Source organism: Streptacidiphilus jeojiense (assembly GCF_000719095.1).
In the GTDB taxonomy this organism is placed as follows: domain Bacteria; phylum Actinomycetota; class Actinomycetes; order Streptomycetales; family Streptomycetaceae; genus Streptacidiphilus; species Streptacidiphilus jeojiensis.
In genome coordinates this window covers 178,178-202,049 of sequence record NZ_JOEH01000014.1, presented here as the reverse complement: position 1 = coordinate 202,049, position 23,872 = coordinate 178,178, and the positions used below count along the sequence as shown (strand labels likewise).

Here is a 23,872-nt window from a genome sequence, read left to right as displayed (position 1 = left end):
CGGCTCGCTGGGTGGGGCATTCCTCCGGCATGAGGCGACGCGCGTGGATGAACTGTTCGGGCGCAGCGACGAACGCACCGAGCTGCGGGCCGTGCTCGATCGCGCGCGTCGCGGCATGGCCGCGGCGGTCGTGCTCCGCGGCGGACCCGGATCCGGCAAGACCGCGCTGCTGGACTACGTCCAGCACACCGCCGACCCGGAGTTCGAGGTGATGCGATTCGACGCCGTCCAGTCGGAGGCAGAACTCAGCTACGCCGCCCTGCACCAGCTGCTGCTGCCCCACCTGGAGCGACTCTCCAAGATCCCCGAACCGCAGCGCAAGGCCCTCGGGCAGGTGTTCGGGATGGAGCGTTCGAGCGCGCCCCCGGACCGCTTCCTGGTGGCCCTTTCGACGCTCGCCCTGGTCGGCACCCGAAGCGACCCCCGTCCGCTGCTGGTCATGGTGGACGACGCGCACTGGATCGACCGCGAATCCGCCGAGGTCCTGGTGTTCGCCGCCCGCCGACTGTACGCGGACTCCGCCGCGATGATGTTCGCCGCCCGGGAGACGGCCGATCCGACCGATCCGCTGGCCGGCCTGCCCGCGCTCGCCGTGGACAGCCTCGACGTCACAGCGGCCGCACGGCTGCTGGAGACCGCCGTCGGGTCGGTCGTGCACCCCGATGTCAGCGCACGCATCGTCGCCGGCACCGGCGGCAACCCGCTGGCCCTCATCGAGGTGGCCCGGGAACTGCGACCCGAACAACTCACCGGCGAGGTCCCGCTGCCTGACCCGATCCCGGTCGGTCGCGCCCTGGAACACGGCTACCTGCGCGAGGCGTCGGCGCTGCCACCGCGCACCCGCACTCTCCTGCTCACCGCAGCGGCCGACCCCACGAACACCCCCGCCCTGCTGTGGCGGGCCGGAGCAGATCTCGGCTTCGACCCGGACGATGTCGCGGCCGCCGAGGACAGCCGCCTCCTCGTCGTCCGAGACAGCGTCAAATTCCGTCACCCGCTGATCCGTTCAGCGCTCTACTACGGCGCCGCGCTGGCCGCCCGGGTCCAGGTCCATGCTGCACTGGCCAAGGCAACCGGAGAATTCGGCAACACGGAACAGCGCGCCTGGCACCTGGCCGCAGCGGCCACCGGGCCCGACGAACCGGTGGCAGCAGAGCTCGACCGCGCGGCCGCGCGCACCCGGGTACGCGGCGGCTGGGCCGGAGCGTCGAGTCTGCTCGCCCGCGCGGCGACGCTGACCCCCGATCCCGCGACCCGGGCCCGACGCCTGCTGCAGGCGGCAGAGGCCGCAGTCGCCGCCGGAGCGGCGGGGGCCGCCCAGACACTGCTCGACGAGGCCACCGCGCTGAACGAGGACCCGCGCCACCGCGGGACGGCCCTGCGGGTGCAGGCCCGCATCCACCGACTCGCCGGAGCACCGGGCCAGGCGACCGCCGCCCTGCTGGCAGCCGCACGGGAGTTGGGGCCCGTCGACATCCGCGCGGCGCGCGACATCCTGGTCGAGGCGCTCGTCCAGGCACAGATCAGCGACTCCCTGGCACCCCGAGGCGCGACCAGCCTCAGCGTGGCCGAGGCGTCCCGGTCCCTCCCGCTGGCGGCAGAGCTACCGGTCCAGGCAGGCGACTTGATGCTGGAGGCCGACAGCGCGCTGCGCCTGGAGGGGCTCGCCCAAGCCACCCAGCTGTTCCAGAAGGCGATCGCGGCCGCGACCGCCGAGCAGGCCGCGGCCCCGGAGTTCTTCCAACTGCTGGCCCCGGCCTGCTTCCACTCCGTCATGATCGGGGACGACGTCACCTTCCACCGACTCGCCCAACGCATGGAATCCGAGGCCACGCGCCAGAGTTCGGTGATGCCACTGGCCCTCGCCCTCAGCTACAGCGCGCTGTCCGAACTGATCGCCGGACACCTGGCGGAATCGGAGCGCCACTTCGACCAGCGTGCCGCCCTGGAGGAGGCACGCGGCGGCGAACTCCACCTGGGCAGCATGCTGATCGCCGCCTGGCGCGGCCAGGCCGAAGCGACCGCATCACTCGTCGAGGCGGTGACGGAACACGCCACCCGAACCGGCCAGGGCTACCAACTGATCTACCGGGACTACGCCCGCTGCGTCTCCGCACTGAGCCAGGGCCGGTACCGTGACGCCCTCCTCAGCCTCGACGGCCGCATGGACGACCTCTGCCCGCTCAAGTTCGCCATCGTGGACCTGGTCGAAGCGGCCACCCGCTGCGGCCAGGACCAGCGAGCAGCGGAGCTGTGCCAGCTCCTGGCCGGACTCGCCGAGCGGACCCCGGTACCGAGCCTGTTGGGGGACCTCGCCCGCGCCCGGGCCCTGACCAGCGGCTGCGGTACGGCACTTGAGGCGGAGCAGCACTACCTCACAGCCGTCGAGCACCACGAGAAAACACGCGGCCCCGCCCACCGCGCCCGCAGCCACCAGCTCTACGGGGAGTGGCTGCGACGGGAGAAGCGCACGAAGGAAGCGAGGAAGCAGCTGCGAACCGCCTACGACCTCTTCCAGACCATGGGCGCCCACGGCTACGCCGCCCGCACCGCACAGGAGTTGTCCGCCGCCGGCGACCCGGTCCAGCCACCGGACGCCCAGCGCCGACGCTCGGGCGAGGAACTGACCGCCCAGGAAGCCCGCGTCGCCCGCCTGGCCGCCGGCGGAGCCACCAACGCCGAGATCGCCGGACAACTCTTCCTCAGCGCCCACACCGTCGACTACCACCTACGCAAGGTCTTCCGAAAACTCGACGTCCACTCCCGCCGCTCCCTACGCGAGCACTACGACAGCTGAACAGCACTCGAGTTGATCTCTGGCAGGATCGGCTCCCATGAGTACCGACGGGTGGAGCACCCACGCGATCGAGCTGGGGCCGGACCGTGTGGTCAAACGGTTCGGGGGCACGGGCCGGGAGCAGTTCGATCGCGAGTGGCGTGCTCTGACGCTTCTGTACACCCACCTGCCCGGTCTGGCCGCCACACCCCGGGAGTCGGACCCGGCGGCCTCAGCGCCGACCATCGTGATGTCCCGGCTGAACGGCACACCCCTCCGTGGCCGCGCGCTCGACGAGCGGCAGGTGAAGGCCTTCGCGGACGCCACCACAGCGCTGCACAACGCGCTGCCGCCGACCGTACTCGCTGAACTCCCGCTCAGGCCCGGGCATCAGGGCGAACTATTCGCCCACCTCCGCACCTGGTCCGCCGTGGAAGGCCGTCACGACAGCGGAAGGGTGTCCCGGAGCAAGGAGGCAGGCCTCGCCTGGCTGGCCCGGTCGGATATGGAAACCAGCAAGCTTGCGGTTCCCATGGTCTTCGGCCCCGGAGACGGCAACCTCGCCAACTACCTCTGGGACGGCAGCAGGGTCCGAGTCGTCGACTTCGAGGACTCCGGCCGAAGCGACCGAGCCTTCGAACTCGCGGAGATCACCGAGCACGTGTCGAGCTGGGTCGGGCCGCCCCTTGACGTCTCCTCGTTCCTGGCGCACTTCGATCTGACCGCAGCCGAAGCCTCCAGGCTTCGGGACTGCCGACGACTCCTCGCCCTCGTCTGGCTGTTCCTCCTGTCGTTCGATGATCCGGAGAACCCCAGGAACCCACCCGGCACCGCAGAACGTCAGGCGGACCGGCTACTGGACCTGTTGGACTGAGCGGAAACGTTCCGAGGCGCTCTACGGGCGGACCGCCGAGATCAGTCCGCCGGGCCGCTCCTCGCGCTGCGGCGGGGTGGGGATCGGGCGGCCGTAGGCGGCGGCGCGTTCGCGCAGGGTGTGAGTGCTGGCCTCCCAGCCGTGTCCGGCCAGCCAGCCCACCGGGTCGTCGGGCATCTCCGAGACCCACATGGACGCCGCTGATCCCGGCACGGCGTCCGCGCCGAAGCGCTCGATCACGCCGCGCGAGCCCAACGTCAGCCCCATCCGACTGCCTGCCGCCGACTGCGCGCTGATCCGGGTCAGCAGCAGTTCCACCGCGTCCTCGGGCAGATAGATCAGCAGTCCTTCGGCGATCCACACGGTCGGCACTGCCGGGTCGTGCCCTGCGGCGGCCAGTGCGGCCGGCCAGCCCTCCCGCAGATCCACCGCGACGGTGATCCGTTCGCAGCGTGCGACGGCCTGCTCCTGGCGCAGCACCGCAGCCTTGAAGTCCAATGGCGCGGCGGTGTCGACCTCGAACAGCCGGGTGCCCTCGGGCCAGTCCATCCGGAAGGCCCGGCTGTCCATGCCGGCGCCGAGCAGCACGACCTGTCGGACCCCGGACGCGGAGGCCTGCTGCAACAGGTCGTCGAGGAACTTCGTCCGGATGACGATGGAGAACGCCACGGCCAGCCGGCGGCGGCGTGCGGCCTCGTCATCGGGCAGCGGCGGCGAGGAGGGCCACAGGCCGCCGGCGGTGGCGAAGGCCTGTGCCAGCGGGTCGCGGAACAGCGCGTTCTCCCGCTGGGTCTCCAGCGCCCGAACCCTGGCCACCCCCACCGCCGTGGCCCATACCCCCGACGGCTGCACCCGCTCCTGCTCATCAGTCACCGCGCCAGCCTAGATGATCGACTCCAAGGAGCCTGATGAGTGGAGCCATCCTGGACGGCCACCTCCTGGACGCGTGAATTCAGCGGGGCGGGCGGATCGGTTCCGCCGGTGAGGCCTTCGGCGCTGTCCAACTGGCGAGGAGTTTGAGGCGGTCCTCGGAGGGGGTGCCCGGCTCCGCCGTGTAGATGATCAGGTCGTGGACGGCCCCTTGAGGCAGGGGCAGGACAAGGGAGCGGAAGGTCATCTCCAGACGGCCGACTTCGGGATGGACCAGCCGCTTGATGCCTTCGTGACGGATTCGGACGTCGTGACTGGCCCACATGGTGCGGAAGTCGGGGCTGAGCACGGACAGTTCGCCGACAATCTCACGCAGGGCCCGATCGTGGGGTGCGCGTCCGACTTCGGCGCGGAGCAGTGCGACCGTGGCCCGCGCGCCGTCCTCCCAGTCGACGAAGAAGTCGCGGGAGCCGGGGTCGAGGAAGAAGTAGCGGGGGAAACTGGCGCGGCCCCGGTCGCCGGTGATGTCGCTGTCGAACATCGGTGAGTACAAGGCCCTGCACAGCGCGTTGCTCGCGACGATGTCCAAACGGCCGCTGCGTACGAAGGCCGGGGCCATGGTCATGGAGTCCACCATCCACTGGACGGCAGACGGGATCGTGACGTCCTTGCGGCGGTGCGGCCTGCGGCGAGCGGGGCGAGCCGCTCTGGCCAGATCGAGCAGGTAGGTGCGCTCGTCCTCATTGAGGTGCAGTGCCTGCGCGACCGCTTCCAGCACGTCCTCGGAGACGCCGCTGATGTGGCCCTTCTCCAGCCGTGTGTACCACTCGGTGCTCACGCCGGCGAGGGCAGCGACCTCCTCGCGCCGTAGTCCCGGTACCCGGCGTCGTCGGCCGGTGGGCATTCCGACCCGCTCCGGGGCGAGTTTGGCGCGTCGACTGATGAGGAAGTCACGGATCTCCGAGCGGTTGTCGGTCGGATCACCGGTGCGGTTCTCGGACGGATCTTCCATTCGCCCACGGTACCCATGGTCCGGCCGACAGAGGCAGGTTGTGTTTGTACCCCCCATAAACGCGACCTTGCCCGCCTTTGACGGCACCGGTTTCGTGGGGTCGGCGGACGGAAACGGCACTCCTTCAGCGCGGGCCGCCGTCCGCCGTACCCCATCAACAATTCATCAGGAGCATGACCATGACCAGCAAGACCGTACTGATCACCGGCGCGACCAGCGGTATCGGCGCCCACACCGCGCGGTTGCTCGTCGACCGCGGCCACCGCGTGGCCGTCACGGGCCGCAACGAGAGCAGACTGAAGACCTTCCTCGACGAGGCCGGCCACCCCGACCGCCTGCTGGGCCTGGTCGCCGACGCGGCGGACTGGCAGGCCACCGAGTCGGCCGTGACCCGCACCGTGGAGCATTTCGGCGCCCTTGACGCGGCGGTGGCCAACGCCGGATTCATGTCCGGTGACGCCATTGGGGCCGGCGATCCGACGCTGTGGTCGCCCATGGTGCTCACCAACGTCCTCGGCCCCGCCCTGCTGGCCCATGCCATCCTGCCCCACCTTGAAGCCACTGGCGGACGGCTGGTGCTCATCGGCAGCGTCGCCGGACTGAAGAACTCTCCCGCCAATCTCTACTCGGCCACCAAGTGGGCTACCACCGGACTCGCCGAGAACCTGCGCCTGCACGCCACGACCCGCGGCATCGGTGTCACTCTTGTCAACCCCGGCATGATCGACACCCCCTTCTGGCAAGGCGTCAGCGTCCCACCCTTCGCCCTGCCTCCCCAGCCCATCGCCGAGGCCATCTGCTTCGCCCTCGACCAGCCGACAGGCGTCGACGTCAACACCCTGACCATCCGGCCGATGGGTCAGCCCGCATGACCAAGCACTACGGTGTCCGGCTATGAACACCGAAGGCTGGTTGGCAGACACCCGGAAGTCCTACGACACTGTCGCGGACAGCTATGCCGACCAGGTGCGCGATCTCCTCGATCAAACGCCCTACGAGCGCGCGGCCCTGGCACTCTTCGCCGACCTGGTGCGGGCCACCGGCGGGGGACCGGTCGCGGACCTTGGCTGCGGCCCGGGCAGGATTGCCGCGCACCTGCGGGAGCTGGGCCTGGACACCCTGGGCATCGACCTGTCACCCGCGATGATCGCGGTAGCCAGGCGTGATCACCCCGACCTACGGTTCGAAGTCGGTTCCATGACCGACCTCGACCTTGCCGACGCCTCGATGGCCGGCCTGGTCGCCTGGTACTCGCTGATCCACATCCCGGACGACGAGATCAGCTCGGTCCTCACGCACTTCCGGCGAGTGCTGCGGCCCGGTGGTCCGCTGCTCCTGGGCTTCCATGTCGGTGACGAGTCGCAGCTGAAGACACAGGGCTACGGTGGCCACCCGATGAAGGTCCACGTCCATCGTCGCCGACCCGACCGAGTGGCTGCCTGGCTGAACGATGCCGGCTTCACAGTCGAGGCCCAGACGACCCTCACCTCGGCCGAGAGCACGCTCGGGGGAATCCTCTTCGCGCGTCGCCGACCCTGATTCTCGGCAGGTGCCCGCCTATTGGTCAGGTCTGGTCAATGGGTCGTCAACTGACTACCCTGCAAAGATCGTTGCGTATACAGAAGGGTGGGGGCCGTGCCGTTGTCAATCTCGCCGAAGCTCAAGCGTCAGCTCACGGAACTCGGTTTCGAAATCGTCGAGTCGGATTCCGGGGGCCAGGTCCAGGTCGAGCTGTACAACGCTCGCTACCTCAACGAGTCCTCCCCCGTGGGTTGGACGATTGGTGACCCGGGTGACCGCAGGGGCAAGTGGGAGGCGTTCGGTCAGAAGGAGCCGACGAAGCCGGGCGTGTACCTCAGTCCAAGGTGGCACGGAAGCATCGACGGCGCCCTGCTCTGCATCGTTGCGTGGGCGGATGCGCACCGGGACGAGTGGGCCCGCTACAGGCGCAGCTGATGTCTCGGTGGGCCGGTCGGAGGTAGAGCGCGTCGGGCTCAGCCGCGCAGTTGGGCGAGAAGGGTGTCGCTCACCGGGTAAGGGCGTTCAGCGGGGAGGAGTTGCCGCGCTGCGTCCAGGGCTCCGTCCCGTACGTGGGCATGGATCGTGTGCGTGAGCGCGGTGATGTCGCTGATCGAGACGATCCAGTCCTGCGCGTAGCGCTCGGTCGCCTCGCCGGCGAGGCCGAGTTGCAGGGAGCGGTGGGCCAACGGCTGCAGATGCAGGTCGCGTTCGGGATCCCACTGCACTCGGGCGGGGGCTTGCTTCAGCTGGCGTTGCCAGGTGGCGCGGTCGGGGTGCAGCCCGTGCTCGTAGTGGGCGAGACAGGCGTTCGCCAGGGCCCACTCGAAGCCCTCGCGGGTGATTTCGATCGCGAGGACGGTCTCCTGGCCTTCCTTGCCGGCCCATCCGCAGCGGTACATCATCCAGAGGAACGAGGGCTTGATCCACGTCATCCGGTCTCGTTTCCAGGCTGCGGGAAAGCGGCCGTCGCGTGCGGCAGGCAGCCCGATCGCCGGCGCGTACGCCTGGTAGACCGTCACGGTCGTGGCCGTGTAGAGGGCGCGGATCTGATGCTTGGGTTCTGGCACGGTGACCAGACTCGAGGGTGGCTGCGCTCGGCGCCATCGAATTAGCGCCGCTAACAAGGAATTAGGCGACGTTCGCGGCTACGTCAGCCGGGTCGCGGTGATCAGGACGGTCTCGAAGTTCATGACGAACGAGCCGCCATGATCGTCGATGGCCGCGCCGATGGCTTCGAACAGGCGGTCTCGGACCGCTGGTTCGAGGGCGGCGTGGTCGCTGCGTGAGACAAGCTGGTCCAGCCACTCATCCCGCTGGTAGGCCCGCGTCCACGGGAACCACTTCTCTGTCGGCGCACCGAAGCCGGGTACCGCGGAGATGGCCTCGATCACCGAGCCGAGCCCGGTCTTCACGTCAGACGACCGATTGGCCGCATACCCCCGGAACAGATGATGGCCACCGCCCGGCACGACGCTTGTGTACACCTCCTCGAGAGCATCGGCCAGGTCATCGGGCTGACAACCCGCGTTCCAGATCAGACCAAGCCTCCCGCCCGGCCGCAGCACAGAGGCCGCCTTCGCGGTGGCGACAGGCAGGTCGAGCCAGTGCCAGGCCTGCGCCGAAGTCACCCGGTCGAAAGTGCGGCCAGCAGCGTCCCAGCCCTCGAAGGCCGCAATCTCCACGCCAACCCCATGGCCGCGGGCGATCTCCGCCATTCGTGGAGCGAGCTCCACTCCCAGTACCCTGGCGCCCCGTTGGGCCATTTGCCGTGAAGCAATCCCTGTGCCACAACCCACGTCGAGAACGTCCAGACCCGCAGGCACCGGACCGAGAAGCTCATCAATCACCGTATCGGGATAGGTCGGCCGGAACCGGTCATAAGCCTCAGCTTCCTGGTCGAACAACCTCGAACGTTCCCAGGCCAGAGGGCGCGCGACCCGACGGTCGCGTTCGTCGGTGGTATCCACAGACGCAAGCCTGCCACGGACCACCGGCCTGGAGTCACGCCGGCAACGGGGAAAACGTTGCCGGCTACGGCATCAGTGAGCCGGATGAGCCTGGTTGGAGCGCGCTCTGAGCGAGCGTCATGTTGCAGAGGCCGTTCCGGCGTGCGGGCGATCGCGTTCGGTGAGTGATTCGATGTGGTCGAGCGAGGCGTCGAGTGCCACTTCGAGGGGCTTGACGCGGCGTTGCAACTGGGTGAGGAGCAGTCCTCCTTGGAGGGCGGCGAGGGTTGCCAGCGCGAGGTCCTCGGGGTCGCCGCGCAGCTCCCCGCGGGCGTGCATGGCTTGCAGTCCCTGGCGGATCGCGGCCTCCCAGCGGAGGAATCCGGAGGCGACGGCGAGTCGTGCCTCGGGGTTGTTCTCGGCGACCTCGCTCCCCAGTGACCCGATCGGGCAACCGCCTCGGCACTGGAGCCGGCGCTGGTACTCCACCAGGGAGTCGCGCCACTGGCGGAGCCCGGCCATGGTGTCGAGCTTGTCGAAGAGCGGCTGCTGCAGGTCCAGGACGGCCTCGGTCTGGTACTCGATCACGGCCAGCAGCAGGGCCTGCTTGTCGTCGAAGTAGTGGTAGACCTGCGACCCGCTGACCCCGGCGGCGGCCCGGACGTCCTCCAGTGTCGCCTCGGTGAGGCCGCGTTCGTACATCAGCTGGGCGGCCGCGGCCACGATGCGTCGCCGGGTCTCCTGGCCCTTGCGGGTGAGTCGTCGCGTCTCGCTCGTCATGCCTGCCACCCTATCATTTTCTGGATTGGACAACCCATTTTTGTTCGACCAGTCTGGGTCATGCAACCCACTCCGGGCGCAGACTGCGGCCGGATCTCTGGAAGGACGAACAGATGGAACTCACCGGCAAGATCGCTTTGGTGACCGGTTCGACCGCCGGTATCGGCGCCGAGGCGGCCCGGCTGCTGGCCGCCGCGGGCGCCGACGTGATCGTCTCGGGTCGCAACGCCGAGCGCGGAGCCGCGACCGTCCGGACGATCACGCAGGACGGCGGCAAGGCGCGCTTCGTGGCCGCCGACCTCACCGACCTGGACGCACTGCGGCGCCTGGCCGCCGAAGCCGGGGCGGTCGACATCCTGGTCAACAACGCCGCCATCTTCCCCGGGGCCCCCACCGTCGCCCAGGACGTCGAGACCTTCGACGCCTCCCTGGCGGCCAACATCAGGGCCCCGTACTTCCTGACCGCGGCCCTCGCCCCGGGCATGGTCGCCAGGGGATCGGGCAGCATCGTGAACGTCAGCACGATGGCGGCCCGGATCGGGATGCCGGGACTGTCCGTGTACAGCGCCACGAAGGCCGCACTCGAATCGCTGACCCGCACCTGGGCGGCCGAGTTCAGCCCGGCCGGGGTACGGGTGAACACCGTCGCCCCCGGTCCGACCCGCACCGACATGGTGCTCGCCACCATGGGGGAAGAAGGCGCCCAGCAGATCGGGAAGACCACGCTGCTCGGCCGGGTCGCCGCCCCGCGCGAGATCGCCGAGGTGATCCTCTTCCTCGCCACCGACCGCGCCGCCTACGTCACCGGCGCCACCATCGCCGCCGACGCCGGCCGAACGGCCGCCTGACACATCCATCGATCCTCCGCGGGAGGAACGTGCCTGCTGCCGCCGGTGTCTCCGGACAGTTCCTGGGGTGCCGGCGGCGGCTCAATTCCGGCCGGCTTCGGAGTCGGAGCCTATGGCAGCCGCTAGGACGATGCGCCCGCGTCGAGCTCCTGGGCCAGGGTGGTCAGCGCCTCGCCCAGGGGCAGGTCCACCCGAATGCTCGCATGTTCGTCGCTGCGGGTCGGGCCGTGGTTGACGATCGCCACCGGCAGGTCCGCCCTGGCCGCACGGCGGACGAAGCGCAGCCCGGACATGACCGTCAGCGAGGAGCCGAGCACCAGCAGTGCGCGGGCGGCGTCGATCAGGTCGAAGCAGTGGTCGACCCGGGCGCGGGGCACGTTCTCGCCGAAGAACACCACGTCCGGTTTGAGGACTCCGCCGCAGGTCAGGCAGGGGACCACCTGGAAAGCCTCGACCAGCTCCGGCGCCAGCTCCACGTCGCCGTCGGGATTGACCGCGGACGAAGCCGCGTCCAGCCGGCCGTTGGCCGCGTGCAGGCGCCGGTCCAGGTCCTCGCGGCGGGTGAGCTCGCCGCAGCCCAGGCAGATCACCCGGTCCAGGCCCCCGTGCAGCTCCACCGCGTCGGTGGTGCCGGCCGCGTGGTGCAGGCCGTCGACGTTCTGAGTGATCACCGCGCCGATGTGACCGCCGGCCCGCAGGGCCTGAACCGCGCGGTGACCGGCATTCGGCCGGGCCCGGGCGATGGTCTGCCAGCCGACGTGGCTGCGCGCCCAGTAACGGCGGCGTCCCGCCTCGTCGGACACGAACTCCTGGTAGGTCATCGGCGTGTGCCGACGCAGGCTGCCGGTCACCCCGCGGTAGTCGGGGATACCCGACTCGGTGGACAGCCCGGCGCCGCTCAGCACTGCCACACCGCCCCCGGCCAGCAGGTCGCGGATCCGGGCCAGACCCTCGGCGGGCGGAACGGCGGGCTCGGGCCCGACACCGACCGCACCGCCCGCCGCGGCTGCGGGCTGTCCGTCGCGGGGCCAGTCGATGATGGGGCGGGTACGCATACCAGGCAGCTTACGACTGCGGCCACCCCATCCGCCGGGACCCGGACCGCCGTCCAGGTGCTGCGTTCGTGAACATCGGTGACCATCACGGCAGTTGAGAGCGCGATGAACCGCATGTCTCCATAGGCGAACTTACGTACTCTGATGATGTTGCCAGGCGTGAGGGCCGTCGAGCGGGGAGAGTATGGCGCAGGGGGCGCAGCCGAACCAGGTGATCTATGGCCGGTACCGGTTGGTCGAGTTGCTGGCTGCTGGCGGGTTCGGTCGGGTCTGGAGGGCCTATGACGAGGACTTGCGGGTCGGGGTGGCACTCAAGGAGGTGCTGCTCCCGATGTCGGCATCGGATGCCGAACAAGCCGAGCGTGCGGCCCGTGCCGCCCGTGAAGCGCGGCACGCTGCTCAGTTGCGGGACCACCCGCATATCCTCACCGTGCACGATGTCGTCATCCATGACGGCATTCCCTGGACCGTGATGCAGTTGGTCGACGGATGTTCGTTGGCAGAGATGCTGGAGGCCGATCCGTTGTCGGTGGATCGCGCCACCGAAGTCGCCATCGCGCTGTTGAAAGCGCTTGGCGCCGCGCACCGGGCTGACATAGTGCACCGCGACGTCAAGCCGCACAACGTCATGATGTCCCGCAACGGCGAGATCCTGCTCACGGACTTCGGGATCGCCGTGCACCGCAACGACACCAAGATGACCGAGGTCGGGTTGGTCATCGGTTCGATGGAGTACATCGCACCGGAACGGGCGGAGGGGGCCGAAGCGACCGCGGCCAGTGACATGTTCTCCCTGGGAGTCACGCTCTACCAGGCCGTCGAAGGGTTCTCGCCCTTCCGCCGCAGCACTCCCAGTGGCACGGTGCTCGCAGTGGTGACAGCTCCGCCGCCGGCTCCCGTGCGAGCCGGTCCACTCGCCCCGCTGATCACAGCGCTGTTGGAGAAGGATCCGGCCCGACGTCCGACGGTGGACCAGGCCATGGCGATCGTCCGAGCGTCCCTGGAACCGATCTCCGGTAGGCCGCCCGCCCGCAGACCTCAAGCCTTGGTCCCCACCTTCAGTCACGCCGCCACCTTCACGGGACACACCGATCAGGTCCACTCGGTGGCGTTCAGCCCCGATGGAAGGACCCTGGCCAGCGGCGGCCGGGACGGCTCGGTACGCCTGTGGGACCTCCGATCCGGCGAGACCATTGCCGTGATGGCAAGCGGTACCGGCGAAGTACTCGCCCTTGCATTCAGCTCGGACGGCGCGACACTGGCCAGCTGCAGCACCGGTGACCGGAGACTCTGGCTGTGGGACGTCGCTTCCGGCGGCCACGAGAACACCGTCCTCGAGCACAAGCTGTACAGCGGCGGAGTCACCGCGGTCGCGTTCAGCGCCGACGGAGCGACCCTGGCCAGTGCAGGCGAGAAGATCGTGCTGTGGGATGTCACCTCTGGTGATCCCGTCGACGCGTCCCCCCTCCGACGCAGCAAACGGGCGTGGTCGCTGACGTTCAGCCCCGACAGCACGACTCTGGCCAGCTGCGAGAACACCTACAGGTCCACCAGGCAGGTTCGGTTGTGGAGTGTCGCCTCGGGCCGGGTCGCCGCGGCTCTGCCCGACTGTTCCTATGAGGCCCATGACCCGATCGCATTCAGCCCGGACGGTACGACCGTCGCCAGCGCGGGGCTCGGCTGCAGGGTCAACCTTTCGGTGGTCACCGACGAGGGCAGTCGCGCGTCGCGAGTTCTGCACGCCCCTGGCGAAGGTGACTGGTATTCGGTGGCGTTCAGTCCGGACGGGAGAATGCTGGCCGCCGGGGGCTTCGACGCCGCGATCCGGCTGTGGGAGTTCACCACCGGTCGGAATACCGCCGTCCTCACTGGCCACACCGGGGGAGTCAATGCCCTGGCGTTCAACCCGAGCGGTACGACGCTGGCCAGTGGCAGTTATGACGGCACAGTACGGCTGTGGGAGGACTCAGGCACCGCGGGTGCATCGCGGATCGGCTGACTTGGATCCGACGGTGCGGCTGGAGATCTTCAAGGGGTGGGGTTACGAAGCGGAGTGCAGTCCTGCCGCAGCAGACGCATCTGACCTCGACACGTCTATGATCCGCTGCCGTTGGGAAATCTGATTGAGCTGTTGGGCCTGCTGTTTTAGAGGTCTTCGGTGGCGGAGATGACACCGGGCCAAGGCCGGGCTGACTCTTGGCGGCGAGGCCGTCGAGAAGGTCGGGACGGTACTGCATCCGTTTGAGGCGGGTCTTGATCAGCCGCAGTCACCACACGCGTAACCCGTACCTTTGAGGATCTCTAGCGGTCACCGATGACTTCGGCGAGGTCGCTGCGGTTGCCGACGCCCAGTCGGGTGCAGGCGCGGTAGATGTGGCCCTCGACGGTGCGGACGGAGAGTGTCAGCTGGTCGGCGATCTGACGGTTGCTCAGACCGCGGCCGATCAGCAGGGCGATCTCGCGTTCGCGGCCGGTCAGCGGCAGGGGCGTGGCCTCCGCGCCCGCCGGTGTGCGGGCGTCCTCGCAGGCGTGCCGCCAGGCGCTGGAGCGGGAGGCGGACATGGTGGCGGAGCCGTGCCGCGCGGCCCGGTGGTGTGCCGCTGCGGCCTGTGCGGCGGCGTCGGCCGCGCTCAGCAGGTCGCCGTAGTCAGCGAAGGCCGCCGCCGCAGTGTCCAGGGCGGGGCCGTCGGACGCGGCGCGGGCTGCGGCGTACGCGGCAGCGGCAGGGGCCGCGCGGCCGTGCACGGTGCCGGCCAGCTCGGCCAGACGCGGCGCCGCGCGGAGCGCGTGCGCGGGGGAGCCGAGGCGGGCCAGCTGCTGCCAGGCTGCGACCTCCTGCGCGGGCTGGCCCAGCAGCGCCGCGGTGCGCGCAGCCTCCTCGGCCAGGGCGGCGGCACGGCTGAGCGCGCCGCCGCAGGCCGCCGTCCAGGCGTGAGCCAGCAGCCGTTCCGGCTCCAGGTAGCGTGAGACCCCGTGCCGGTGGGACTCCAGGTCGGCCAGTGCTGCAGCCGCGGCGTCCGCGTCCCCGGACAGGGCGACCGCTGTGGTCAGCGCGATCAGCGTCATGTACTCCCAGCCGCCGATGTCCGCGTCGGCGAGCGCGCTGCGTGCCTCGCGCAGTTCGCGGGCCGCCGACCGGACCCGGCCGCGGGCCAGCAGGGCGAATCCGCTGAGGGAGAGCCCCATCCGCCGACTCAGCCCGGGCGGCCCGGGGCGGGTGCGGGCCTGCCGGGATGCGACCTCCTGCATCTGCTCCAGCTCCCCGGCCAGCCGCAGCGCCAACTGGTGCGCGCCGGCCAGGCAGATCTCCAGCAGCGAGCCGTCGTAGATCCGGGACGCGGCGGCGTACCCCGACTCCGCGGCCGCCCGGGCCACCGGCAGGCCGAGCACTCCACTGCCGCCGACCACGCCCCAGGCGGCCAGCAGCACCGCCTGGTGATCGGGGCCGGGCAGGGTCAGCACCGGCAGCCCGGAGGCGACGGCCTGGTGCGGACGGCCGAGGAACAGCGCCATGGCCGAGTCGAGCCCGGCGACCGCCCCGGTGTCCGCGGTGATCGAGGTGCCCGGGGCGCCCAGGGCGTCCGCCGCGCCCGTGCCGTGCAGCACGAGGTGCGCGCGGTCGGCGTCGCACAGCGCCCAGAAGAGGTTGGCGGCCCTGGGGATGGTTACCGCGGCGAGTTCCCCGGAGTCGGCGGCCCGATCGGTCGCTGCGGCCAGCACCGTCTCCGCCTCCTGGCCGCGGCCCTGCCAGATGAGCGAGTAGGCGAGGGTGAGCTGCGCGGTGAAGGCGCCACCGGCCTGCTCCGCGGCCCGCGCCAGCCGCTCGGCCAGGCGCAGGTCCAGCAGGTGCACGGCCGCCTGCGCGGCGGCGCTGAGCAGCGCGGGGTCGGGCGGCAGGTCCGACTCCAGCGCGAGCACCGCGTAGCGCAGCAGCTGCGGATCGCCCGGGTCGCCGACGGTCGGGGCGGCCGAGGTGCGTACGCCCAGCGGTGCGGGCTCGGGGCGCGGCAGCCTGCGAACGACCGCGCCGCGCAGGCGGCGGGCGCGCAGGACGCCCATCTCCAGGCGTCGGCCCTCACCGTAGAGCGGGTGGGCCAGACGGACCTGGAGTCCCTGCGCATGCCGGTCCACCCGGACCAGGCCGCGCTGTTCGACCGCCTCCACGGTGCCGGCGGCGGTGCTGTCCGCCGGCCGGGCCGCCGGGCCGTCCGCTGCGGCGAGGGTGTCGAGTAGGTCGGGGGAGAGCGGTTCGGCGAGGGCGAGCAGGTCCAGTACGGTCTGCTCGGGCCCGGGCAGCGCCCCGATGCGCGAGCCGATCAGCTCCACCAGGCTGTTGGAGAGCCGGGGGGAGCCGTTCCAGCGCCAGACGCCCAGGGTGTCCCGCAGCCGGCCCGCGGCCGTCTCCTCGTCGACCAGGTGTCGCAGGTAGAGCGCGTTGCCGCCGGTGAGCTGCCACAGGCGTTCCGCCGTCGTGCTCTCGACCTGACCGCCGAGGGCGGCCTCCAGCAAGGTGCGGGTCTCGTCCGCGCGCAGTGGTTGCAGTTCGAGCCGGTCCAGGAGCCCGTCCTTCCACAGCGCGGTCACCGGTCCGGGCAGTGCCCGGCCGCTGCGTGCGGTGGCGACCACGGTGACGGCCCCGGTCACCGCAAGGTGGTGCAGCAGCAGTGCGGAGAGCTCGTCCAGCAGGTGGACGTCGTCGACGCCGAGGACGAGCCTGCTCGGCGCGACCCCGGCGGTGACGGCCGCGGCTGCCTGCGCCAGCACGTCGGCGGAACCGCTGCCGAGCACCCCTGTGAGCGGGGCGAACGCGCCCAGCGGCAGTGGGCGGGCGGAGCTGGTGGCGGACACCCAGCGCACGGCGAGCCCCCGCTCCCGTGCCCCGTCCAACGCCACCGCGGCCAGCCTGGTCTTGCCGACCCCGGCCTCGCCCACCATCAGCACGCCGCTGCTCGACGGGGCTCCGCGGGCCGCGGGGCCCGGCGCGGACGCCGGGCGCAACGCCCGTTCGAGCTGTCCGCGTTCGCGGACCCGCCCTATCAGCGGCCACGGAGTGACCATGGCCACATGATAGGAGCGGGCCCCCTGCGTGGGCAGGGATCTGCCTGAGCTGCAGCCCCTCCCTCCCTCCCCCGATGAGTTGACGTTCAGTCAGTTCTCGGACAGTGCCTGCCTGGAGCGCAGGCAGAGCAGCACGGTCACCGCGGCGCCGGGCAGGGTGACCAGCGCGCCGCCGAGACCGTGGTCGACCACGAAGCTTGCCACCGTGCTGACCAGCAGGACCGCCGGGAGCCACCAGTCCACCGCACGGGAGCGCAGCAGCGCCACCGCGGCCACGATCAGACCGAGGAGCAGGGCCAGCAGGCCCGGCAGCACGAACGCGCCGTCCAGGCCGCCCTGGTGGTTGACGTGGTGCAGCAGGGTCCGGCCGGCCGCCGGGGCGAGCGCGCGGGTGTCGCCCGCCGCGTAGTAGAGGATGCCGGCCCCGCCCATGCCGGCCGCCAGCAGCGGGCCGGCAAGGCACAGCAGCGCCGCACCGGCCCAGGCCCAACGCGGGCCGCGGCCGTTGCCGCAGGTGGTGACCAGCACCAGCACGGCGAAGGCGGTGGCTGCGGCGGCGAGGAGGTTGCCGATGCCACCGACCGGCCACAGCCACATGCTGCCGTGGTCCGCGAGGACCTTGTCGTACACGGGATCGTTGGCCGGGTCGCCGCCGGGCGCCACCCCGGTCTGCACCAGCCCGAGCAGTTGGCCCAGCACCACGGCGACCACCGCGACTGCGGCGAGGGGCCGGAGCAGCCCTCGTGCGGAAGTCTGCGCGACCACCGCTGGTTCGGTGCTGACGCTCATTCGGATACCCCCTGGACCCACGAAACGGCTGATGACACCAGCGTTCCGGAGCCCTGCCGGCTCAGCACGGGTAGTTGACTACCCGACCCCCGCGCGCCCGGTGTTCCGACCGGGCCCGGTGCCTCGTACATCTGCGAATAGTTTATTTGGACTGATAGAGTTCGACTATGCCGCGTCGCGCTCTCGACAACCCGATCGTTCTCGCCGTGCTGGGGCTCCTGCTCGAACAGCCCTCGCACCCGCACCAGATGCTTGCCGAACTGCGGGAACGCAGCGACAACCACGCGGCCGCGATCACGCGGGGCACGCTCTACAACACCGTTGCCGCCCTGGCCGAGGCGGGATGGCTTGCCTCGCAAGGCCGGCAGCGCTCGGGAAACCGTCCGGAGAGGACCGTCTACGCCCTCACGGAGGAGGGCCGCCAGGAACTCGTACGACGGCTGGACTCCCAGATCCGCAACCCGGAGCGCGAATTCTCACAGTTCCTGGGCGCAGTCACCTATCTCGGCGCCCTCGGGGTGAGCGGCGCGGGCGAGGCCCTGGCCGAGCGTGCCCGACGCCTCCGGCAGCGCACGGCCGCCGACGAAGAGCGCCTCGCGGAGGCCCTGGCGGCCGATGTGCCCCGCCTGCACGTCATCGAAGCCGAGTACGCGTTGTGCCTCGCCCGCGCCGAGACGGCATGGATCGACTCGGTCATCGACGACCTCCGCACCGGCTCACTGACATCGCCGACCGACGAGGCGACAACTACCGCGCCCCTGTAGTGCCGCACCGAAAGGAATCCAACGAGTGACACTGACGCATGACGGCTTGCTCTTCGGGATCTACCCGGGCGGAGTCGCCGGTGATGACAGCGGAGGCCTGGCCGGCGGGCCGCCCGATGATCCGGCTCTCGTGACGCGTGCGCTCGACCGCCTCCAGGGTCGACCAGGCCGCCCGTTCCTGGTCCGCGCCTACGCAGGCTTCGACGACACGACCCGCCTCGGCGAGCCGCATGCGACCATGGCGCCGGCCGCAGCAGCCCAATACGCCACCCGGGGACGGCGCTTGGACCTGGTGGCGCAGTACCGGTCCCCGGCCGGCGACGTCGACGGCTACTGCGACTTCCTGCGCGAGCTGGTGGAGCAGTACGGCTCGGTCACCAGCACGTTGCAAGTGACGGAGGAGCCCAACGTCACGTCGACCCCGACACTGGACGGCTACTACCCGGTGGTGCACGAGGCGATCGTCCGAGGGGTTCGCGTCGTCAAGGCGCGAGCACGCGAACTCGGGTACGCGGACCTACGGGTCGGATTCAACACCACCCCTCTCTTCGGGCCGGCTACCTCCTTCGTCACCGATCTGACCAGCCTCGGGGGAGCGGCCTTCATCACCGATCTGGACTATGTGGGACTGGACTTCTTTCCCGACGTCTTCCAACCCGTCCGCGCATCCGACCTCGCGCACGCTGTCGAGGGACTGCTGCGTCATCACCGTGACTCGGTGCTGGCACCCTCCGGCATGGGACACCTACCGCTGCACATCACCGAGCACGGTTGGCCCACCGGACCCGGACGCCACCCGCAGCGGCAGGCCGATGTCGTCGAGACAGTGGTGAACGTGATCGCCGCCCAGTCGAAGCAACTCCACCTGAGCGGTTACACGCATTTCGCGCTGCGAGATGCCGACAGTGCCGAAACGGGACTGTTCCATCAGTTCGGGCTCACCACCGATGACTACTCTCCCAAGCCCGCCTTCGACACCATGACGACGCTCGTCGAACGCTTCAGTTCCTGACAGGAACGGTGGGTGGGGCGGGGCGGGGCGGTGGGTGGGTTGACCGAACACACGTCTTCTTGTCAGTCGGCGGCAGGGGCGGTTCACTGGCGGTATGACGACCTGTGGCACCACGTTGACGCCGTTCTGGCCGTCGCGTCGTGACCATGTGTTCGACGGGCTCTGTTGCCGGGCTTTCTGAACGCCCGCAACCCCGAAATTCCGCGCGCCGTGCGCGCTGCTTTCGCCCGCCCCCGAGAACCGAGGTTCGACATGTCCGTGATCGATGAACTCCTGGCCAACAACGCCCGCTACGTCGAGATCTTCACCGGGCCGCTGCCGCTGCCGCCCGCCAAGCGGCTGGCCGTCGTGGCCTGCATGGATGCTCGCCTGAACGTGTACGCGATCCTCGGGCTGAACGAGGGCGAGGCACACGTCATCCGCAACGCCGGCGGCGTGGTCACCCAGGACGAGATCCGCTCGCTCGCCATCAGCCAGCGCCTGCTGGGCACCGAGGAGATCATCCTCATCCACCACACCGACTGCGGCATGCTGACCTTCACCGACGACGCCTTCAAGGACTCCGTCCAGGAGGACACCGGTATCCGCCCGCCCTGGGCGGCCGAGGCGTTCGCGGACCTCGACACCGACGTCCGGCAGTCCATCGCCCGTATCCAGGCCGACCCCTTCGTCGTCCACAAGGACCGCATTCGCGGATTCGTCTTCGACGTGGCCACCGGCAAGCTCAACGAGGTGCACTGACCCGGGCGCGGGTTCCGGTCGCACGGATCGTCCCGAGGGCAGCACCGCACCGGCGCTGCCCTCGGGTGCGCTGCTAGTCCTCCGCTGCGGCGGTCAGCGCCGCCCGCAGGCGGAAGTTGCCGGGTACCAGCTCGCCCGCGCTGCGTGCCTTGGCCAGCGCCTCGGACCACCAGGCCAGGTCGTCGAGCAGGATGCCCAGGCTCACTTCGGCGATCGGGTCGAGCGGTCGGCCGTTCTTGTCGAACGCCTCGTTGACCTTGGGGATCAGCACGGTGTTGCGCAGCGGCACCGCCTCGGCCTCCACGGCTATCTGGGCCAGGTGCTCGACCGCGCGGATCCCGGCGCCGATGCCGGCGCTGTAGCCCACTGCCGCGATCGGCTTGTTGCGGAACCCGAAGGAGATCCACACGGAGTCGATGGCGTTCTTGAGGACGGCGGGGAGGCTGTGGTTGTACTCGCCGGTGACGACGATGAAGGCGTCGGCCTCCTTGATCTTGTTGTTCCAGGCCTTCACCAGTGGCTCGGAGTAGGTGGGGTCGTTGAAGTCCCCGATGGTGCCGAAGTGTTCGGCGAAGAACGGCAGCGGCCAGTCGCGCAGGTCCAGCACCTCCACCTCGAAGGCGCCGTGTGCGGTGGCGGCCTCCACGATCCAGGGGGACACCTGGTCCACGGCCCGGGTCGGGCGCGTGCTTCCGACGATGATGTGCAGCTTGGACATGTGCCGACCTCCACGTGGTTGCGGTGGGCCGACCGTATCACTGCACAAATCATTTGTGCTAGGAAATCATTTTGGCGACTTGTAGGGTTGGCGCATGTCCAGTACAGACGCCAGGGCCGCACAGTCCATGCCGCTGATCGAGCACCTGGCGCGGGCCGGACGGCGGGCCGCCGAGGTGGTCCTGGTTCCGGCCGGCCTGCGGCCCCGGCAGGTCGTCACGCTCAAGCTGCTGAGCGAGCACGGCCCGGTGAGCCAGCAGGCCCTCGGGGAACTGCTCTGCCTGGACCCGAGCAATGTCGTCGGACTCCTCAACGAACTGGAGGACCGCGGCCTCACGGTCCGCCGCCGCGACCCGGCCGACCGCCGCCGCCACATCGTGGAGCTGTCGGCCGGCGGCGAGGCGGAACTCGACGCCACTTACGCACTGCTCGACCGGATCGAGGACCAGGTGCTGGGGACCCTCACTGCCGAGGCCGCACCGAGTCGGCCGCACCGAGTCGGCCGCACCGAGTCGGCCGCACCGAGTCGGCCGCACCGAGTCGGCCGCACCGAGTCGGCCGCACCGAGTCGGGCGGGTCCGCAGCCCCGACGCGTCGGTCAGTAGGCCACCGTGAAGCGGGAGCCGCGGTGGGCCGGCTTGTCGATCTCGTCCACGAAGGCGGTGGCGTAGTCGGCGCCCGAGATGAAGGACTTGCCCTCGGCGTCGGTGAGCAGCACGTCGCCGCCGAGACGGAAGGAACCGGTGCGCTCGCCCGCGGCCCAGGCGCCGAACTCGGCGGCCGGGCTGACGTAGTACCAGTCCACGTCGGTGCCGGAATCGCGCAGTGCGTCCAGCACCTGGGCGTGGGCGGAGGCCTCGGCCTTGTAGGCGTCGGGGAACTCGGGGGTGTCGATCAGCCGCGGGCCGCCCTCGGCCACGTGCAGGCTGCCCGCGCCGCCGACCACGCCGATCCGCGCGCCGCCGTCGGCCGCCGCGGCCAGCAGCGAGGGGACCAGGGGCAGCAGGAACGGCTCGCCGTCCGCGCTGCCGTGCACGGCGACCACCAGCACGTCGGACTTGGCAGCCAGCTCCCGCAGCAGGCCCTCGTCGGCGATGGAGCCGGCCACCGGGGTCACCCCGGGACGGGCCTCGGCGGAGCCGGAGCGGTTGACCGCGATGACCTCGTGCCCGCGCTCCAGGGCCTCGGCGGTGATGTGGCCGCCGGCGTAGCCGGTGGCACCGAAGACGGTGATGACTGCCATGGGGATCTCCCTCGGTGAATTCGCAACTGCCGTAGTGACAGATTCGACTGTAACAGCTGTAGATACGAATTTCCGCAACCGGACGTAGGATGGGGGCATGGCCCAGCCCACGAACACCCAGTTCGCGGTTGGCGTCCACCTGCTCACCCTGCTGGCCGGCGCCCCCGGTGCCTGGCAGGACTCGCAGTCCCTGGCCGGCAGCCCCGCGACCAACGCCGCCCATGTGCGCCGCATCCTCGGCCGCCTGCGGGCGGCGGGGCTGGTGCGCTCGCAGCCGGGACCGCACGGCGGCTGGATGCTCGAACGCGAGCCCGCCGACATAGACCTGTCCCTGATCTGGCTCGCCGTCAACGGCGAGGACCCGGTCCTGGGCGTGCACGCCCCCGCCCCCGACTGCGAGGTCGGCCAGCGCGTGCACCACAACCTGCACGCCCTGGACCGCCGCGCCCGCGAAGCCCTGCTGGACGAACTCGCCCGCACCACGGTCGCCGACGTCCTCGGTGGCGAAAGCACGCCCGCAGCAACAGCGCCCGCGGCAACAGCGCCCGCGGCAACAGCGGCCATGGCAACCGCGCCCGCGACCGCCGCCGGCTGACCGGCTGCACCGCCGCGAACGAGGCGCCGTGCCCTCGGCGGCGTCTGATGTACTGGGCGCATGATTCACCCCGCTCTCGACCCGCTGGACCTGCGCGTCATTGCCGCCCTGCAGATCAACGGGCGCGCCTCCTGGCGGGCGGTGGCCCAGGCGTTGGGGCAGAGCGAGCGAACCGTGGCGCGCCGCGGCACCCGCCTGCTGGAGACCGGGGTGGTGCGGGTCGTGGGGCTGGAGAACTTCGCGGAGACCGCGGTGGTGCGGCTGCGGTGCGCCCCCGGGGCCGCGCGACGGGCGGCGGCGGCGCTGGCCGGCCGCGAGGACGTGGTCTTCGCCTGCACAGTGGCGGGAGTGGCGGACTGCGTCGCCGAACTGCAGTGCCCCGCCGAGCGGCTGGAGGCGCTGGCGCTGGACGAACTGCCGCAACTGCCCGGGGCGCTGGGGCACGAACTGGTGCCGGTGCTGCGCTACTACCGCACGGCTCGCGAGTGGCGGCCCTTCCCGCTCGCGGACGAGCAGGCCGCGCTGCTGGACACCGAGCCGGCCCCGGTGCAGGGGCCGACCCCGCCAGAGGGCGAGCAGTCCGCGGACGAGCTGGCGATCCTGCGGGCACTGGCCCGGGACGGCCGGTTGACGCACGAGGAGCTGGCCGCGATCGCTGGGGTGTCCAAGGCGACCGCACGACGCCGGGTCGAGCAGCTGATCGCGAGCGCGCGGGTGGCGATCCGGGCCGTGGTGGCGCCGGGCCCGCTGGGGCTGCCGGTGGAGTCGCTGCTGTGGGTGCGGACCCGCCCGGGAGCGCAGGAGCGTACGGCCCGCCGGCTGCTGGGGGAGCCGATGGTGCGTTATGCGGCGGCGCTGATGGGGGAGTTCGACCTGCTGGTCAACACCACCCACCGCTCCCGGCGGGAGCTGCACGCCTTCCTGACCGAGAGCGCGTGGCTGCAGGAGGTGGACCGGGTGAGCCCCAGTCTCGTGCTGGGTTCGCTCAAGCGCGGCGGCCTGTCCAGATAGTTCATGCAGAACAGATCTTTGGCTACTTGGTTCTTGGGTTGATCTCAGATGGCGATATGTTTCACCCGCTGCGTTGACGTGCCGACGTGCGGGTTCGTAGCATCACCGGTGTGGAGAACCGTTCCGTGCTGACCGCCCGCCGCGAGGTCGACCTCTGTCGCGTCGCGAGCGCCTGCTGTCAGCCCCAGCTGTCAGCCCTGCGCTGAGCTGACCCCGGCTCCACCGGAACTCCTCCCGCCCCCGCGCGTCCGGCTCTCCGG

At 70.6% G+C, this 23,872-nt stretch carries 24 protein-coding genes; 14 read left to right on the top strand and 10 right to left on the bottom strand.

All coding sequences use genetic code 11. The annotated features are described in order from the left end of the window. Positions 1-43 precede the first annotated feature (43 nt). Together IF29_RS0120030 and IF29_RS44455 are read left to right on the top strand one after the other, a co-directional pair. Positions 44-2,797: a helix-turn-helix transcriptional regulator gene (locus IF29_RS0120030; RefSeq protein WP_051725545.1), complete on the top strand. Its 2,754-nt coding sequence runs from the start codon at positions 44-46 to the stop codon at positions 2,795-2,797. A 37-nt stretch (positions 2,798-2,834) separates the two neighbouring features. Further along, entirely contained in the window at positions 2,835-3,650 is an 816-nt protein-coding gene (locus IF29_RS44455; RefSeq protein WP_030256704.1) for a phosphotransferase family protein, read from the top strand. Positions 3,651-3,671: 21 nt separating this feature from the next. On the opposite strand, the gene IF29_RS0120020 is transcribed toward IF29_RS44455, so the two are convergent. Then, the gene (locus IF29_RS0120020) at positions 3,672-4,523 is read right to left on the bottom strand and encodes a class I SAM-dependent methyltransferase (protein WP_030256703.1); all 852 of its coding nucleotides are present in this window, start codon (positions 4,521-4,523) and stop codon (positions 3,672-3,674) included. A 79-nt stretch (positions 4,524-4,602) separates the two neighbouring features. Next, positions 4,603-5,532 carry a helix-turn-helix transcriptional regulator gene (locus IF29_RS0120015; protein ID WP_030256700.1) on the bottom strand — a complete coding sequence of 310 codons (930 nt, stop codon included), beginning with the start codon at positions 5,530-5,532 and terminating at the stop codon, positions 4,603-4,605. Positions 5,533-5,711: 179 nt separating this feature from the next. Between IF29_RS0120015 and IF29_RS0120010 the strand changes: the two genes are divergently transcribed. From IF29_RS0120010 to IF29_RS0120000, 3 genes are all read left to right on the top strand, one after another. Further along, positions 5,712-6,404: an SDR family oxidoreductase gene (locus IF29_RS0120010; protein WP_030256699.1), complete on the top strand. Its 693-nt coding sequence runs from the start codon at positions 5,712-5,714 to the stop codon at positions 6,402-6,404. Between the two features lie 22 nt (positions 6,405-6,426). Further along, positions 6,427-7,071, top strand: coding sequence for a class I SAM-dependent DNA methyltransferase (locus IF29_RS0120005; protein ID WP_030256696.1), 645 nt, complete (start codon positions 6,427-6,429; stop codon positions 7,069-7,071). Between the two features lie 96 nt (positions 7,072-7,167). Beyond that, positions 7,168-7,488: a hypothetical protein gene (locus IF29_RS0120000; protein ID WP_030256694.1), complete on the top strand. Its 321-nt coding sequence runs from the start codon at positions 7,168-7,170 to the stop codon at positions 7,486-7,488. Between the two features lie 38 nt (positions 7,489-7,526). On the opposite strand, the gene IF29_RS0119995 is transcribed toward IF29_RS0120000, so the two are convergent. The 3 genes from IF29_RS0119995 to IF29_RS0119985 form a co-directional block, all read right to left on the bottom strand. Next, positions 7,527-8,120 carry a DUF4291 domain-containing protein gene (locus IF29_RS0119995; protein ID WP_030256691.1) on the bottom strand — a complete coding sequence of 198 codons (594 nt, stop codon included), beginning with the start codon at positions 8,118-8,120 and terminating at the stop codon, positions 7,527-7,529. Between the two features lie 78 nt (positions 8,121-8,198). Continuing rightward, positions 8,199-9,020, bottom strand: a complete 822-nt coding sequence (locus IF29_RS0119990; protein ID WP_198037513.1) for a class I SAM-dependent methyltransferase — start codon at positions 9,018-9,020, stop codon at positions 8,199-8,201. A gap of 117 nt (positions 9,021-9,137) precedes the next feature. Continuing rightward, positions 9,138-9,779: a TetR/AcrR family transcriptional regulator gene (locus tag IF29_RS0119985; protein ID WP_051725544.1), complete on the bottom strand. Its 642-nt coding sequence runs from the start codon at positions 9,777-9,779 to the stop codon at positions 9,138-9,140. 113 nt (positions 9,780-9,892) lie between these two features. Between IF29_RS0119985 and IF29_RS0119980 the strand changes: the two genes are divergently transcribed. After that, complete coding sequence (locus tag IF29_RS0119980) at positions 9,893-10,627, top strand: SDR family NAD(P)-dependent oxidoreductase (protein WP_030256684.1); 735 nt, start codon at positions 9,893-9,895, stop codon at positions 10,625-10,627. 122 nt (positions 10,628-10,749) lie between these two features. On the opposite strand, the gene IF29_RS0119975 is transcribed toward IF29_RS0119980, so the two are convergent. Next, positions 10,750-11,682 (bottom strand): NAD-dependent protein deacetylase, encoded by a 933-nt coding sequence (locus tag IF29_RS0119975; RefSeq protein WP_030256682.1) that lies wholly within the window; start codon positions 11,680-11,682, stop codon positions 10,750-10,752. 184 nt (positions 11,683-11,866) lie between these two features. On the opposite strand from IF29_RS0119975, the gene IF29_RS43735 reads away from it, so the two are divergent. Next, positions 11,867-13,681, top strand: coding sequence for a WD40 repeat domain-containing serine/threonine protein kinase (locus IF29_RS43735; protein WP_051725543.1), 1,815 nt, complete (start codon positions 11,867-11,869; stop codon positions 13,679-13,681). 302 nt (positions 13,682-13,983) lie between these two features. On the opposite strand, the gene IF29_RS0119965 is transcribed toward IF29_RS43735, so the two are convergent. Together IF29_RS0119965 and IF29_RS0119960 are read right to left on the bottom strand one after the other, a co-directional pair. Next, on the bottom strand, positions 13,984-16,740 hold the full coding sequence (locus IF29_RS0119965; RefSeq protein WP_030256677.1) for a helix-turn-helix transcriptional regulator: 2,757 nt from the start codon (positions 16,738-16,740) through the stop codon (positions 13,984-13,986). 90 nt (positions 16,741-16,830) lie between these two features. Further along, a complete protein-coding gene (locus IF29_RS0119960; RefSeq protein WP_030256674.1) occupies positions 16,831-17,529 on the bottom strand; it encodes a hypothetical protein in 699 nt (232 codons plus the stop codon). Positions 17,530-17,696: 167 nt separating this feature from the next. On the opposite strand from IF29_RS0119960, the gene IF29_RS0119955 reads away from it, so the two are divergent. The 3 genes from IF29_RS0119955 (at position 17,697) to IF29_RS0119945 (ending at position 20,046) form a co-directional block, all read left to right on the top strand. Further along, positions 17,697-18,293 (top strand): PadR family transcriptional regulator, encoded by a 597-nt coding sequence (locus tag IF29_RS0119955; RefSeq protein WP_030256672.1) that lies wholly within the window; start codon positions 17,697-17,699, stop codon positions 18,291-18,293. A 25-nt stretch (positions 18,294-18,318) separates the two neighbouring features. Next, positions 18,319-19,305 (top strand): hypothetical protein, encoded by a 987-nt coding sequence (locus tag IF29_RS0119950; protein WP_232242216.1) that lies wholly within the window; start codon positions 18,319-18,321, stop codon positions 19,303-19,305. A gap of 252 nt (positions 19,306-19,557) precedes the next feature. Further along, positions 19,558-20,046 (top strand): beta-class carbonic anhydrase, encoded by a 489-nt coding sequence (locus IF29_RS0119945; RefSeq protein ID WP_030256667.1) that lies wholly within the window; start codon positions 19,558-19,560, stop codon positions 20,044-20,046. Between the two features lie 73 nt (positions 20,047-20,119). On the opposite strand, the gene IF29_RS0119940 is transcribed toward IF29_RS0119945, so the two are convergent. Then, positions 20,120-20,764, bottom strand: coding sequence for an NADPH-dependent FMN reductase (locus tag IF29_RS0119940; protein WP_030256664.1), 645 nt, complete (start codon positions 20,762-20,764; stop codon positions 20,120-20,122). A gap of 94 nt (positions 20,765-20,858) precedes the next feature. Between IF29_RS0119940 and IF29_RS0119935 the strand changes: the two genes are divergently transcribed. After that, positions 20,859-21,368 carry a MarR family winged helix-turn-helix transcriptional regulator gene (locus tag IF29_RS0119935; protein WP_084714613.1) on the top strand — a complete coding sequence of 170 codons (510 nt, stop codon included), beginning with the start codon at positions 20,859-20,861 and terminating at the stop codon, positions 21,366-21,368. Here the strand turns inward: IF29_RS0119935 and IF29_RS0119930 are convergent. Further along, the gene (locus tag IF29_RS0119930; protein ID WP_030256659.1) at positions 21,362-22,006 is read right to left on the bottom strand and encodes an NAD(P)-dependent oxidoreductase; all 645 of its coding nucleotides are present in this window, start codon (positions 22,004-22,006) and stop codon (positions 21,362-21,364) included. The two genes, IF29_RS0119935 and IF29_RS0119930, sit on opposite strands and share 7 nt — an antisense overlap. A 97-nt stretch (positions 22,007-22,103) precedes the next feature. Between IF29_RS0119930 and IF29_RS0119925 the strand changes: the two genes are divergently transcribed. From IF29_RS0119925 to IF29_RS49040, 3 genes are all read left to right on the top strand, one after another. Then, complete coding sequence (locus tag IF29_RS0119925) at positions 22,104-22,601, top strand: Rrf2 family transcriptional regulator (protein ID WP_051725540.1); 498 nt, start codon at positions 22,104-22,106, stop codon at positions 22,599-22,601. Positions 22,602-22,661: 60 nt separating this feature from the next. Further along, positions 22,662-23,612 (top strand): Lrp/AsnC family transcriptional regulator, encoded by a 951-nt coding sequence (locus tag IF29_RS48545; protein ID WP_030256653.1) that lies wholly within the window; start codon positions 22,662-22,664, stop codon positions 23,610-23,612. 86 nt (positions 23,613-23,698) lie between these two features. Then, positions 23,699-23,818: a putative leader peptide gene (locus IF29_RS49040; RefSeq protein ID WP_380524731.1), complete on the top strand. Its 120-nt coding sequence runs from the start codon at positions 23,699-23,701 to the stop codon at positions 23,816-23,818. The last annotated feature ends 54 nt before the right edge of the window (positions 23,819-23,872 follow it).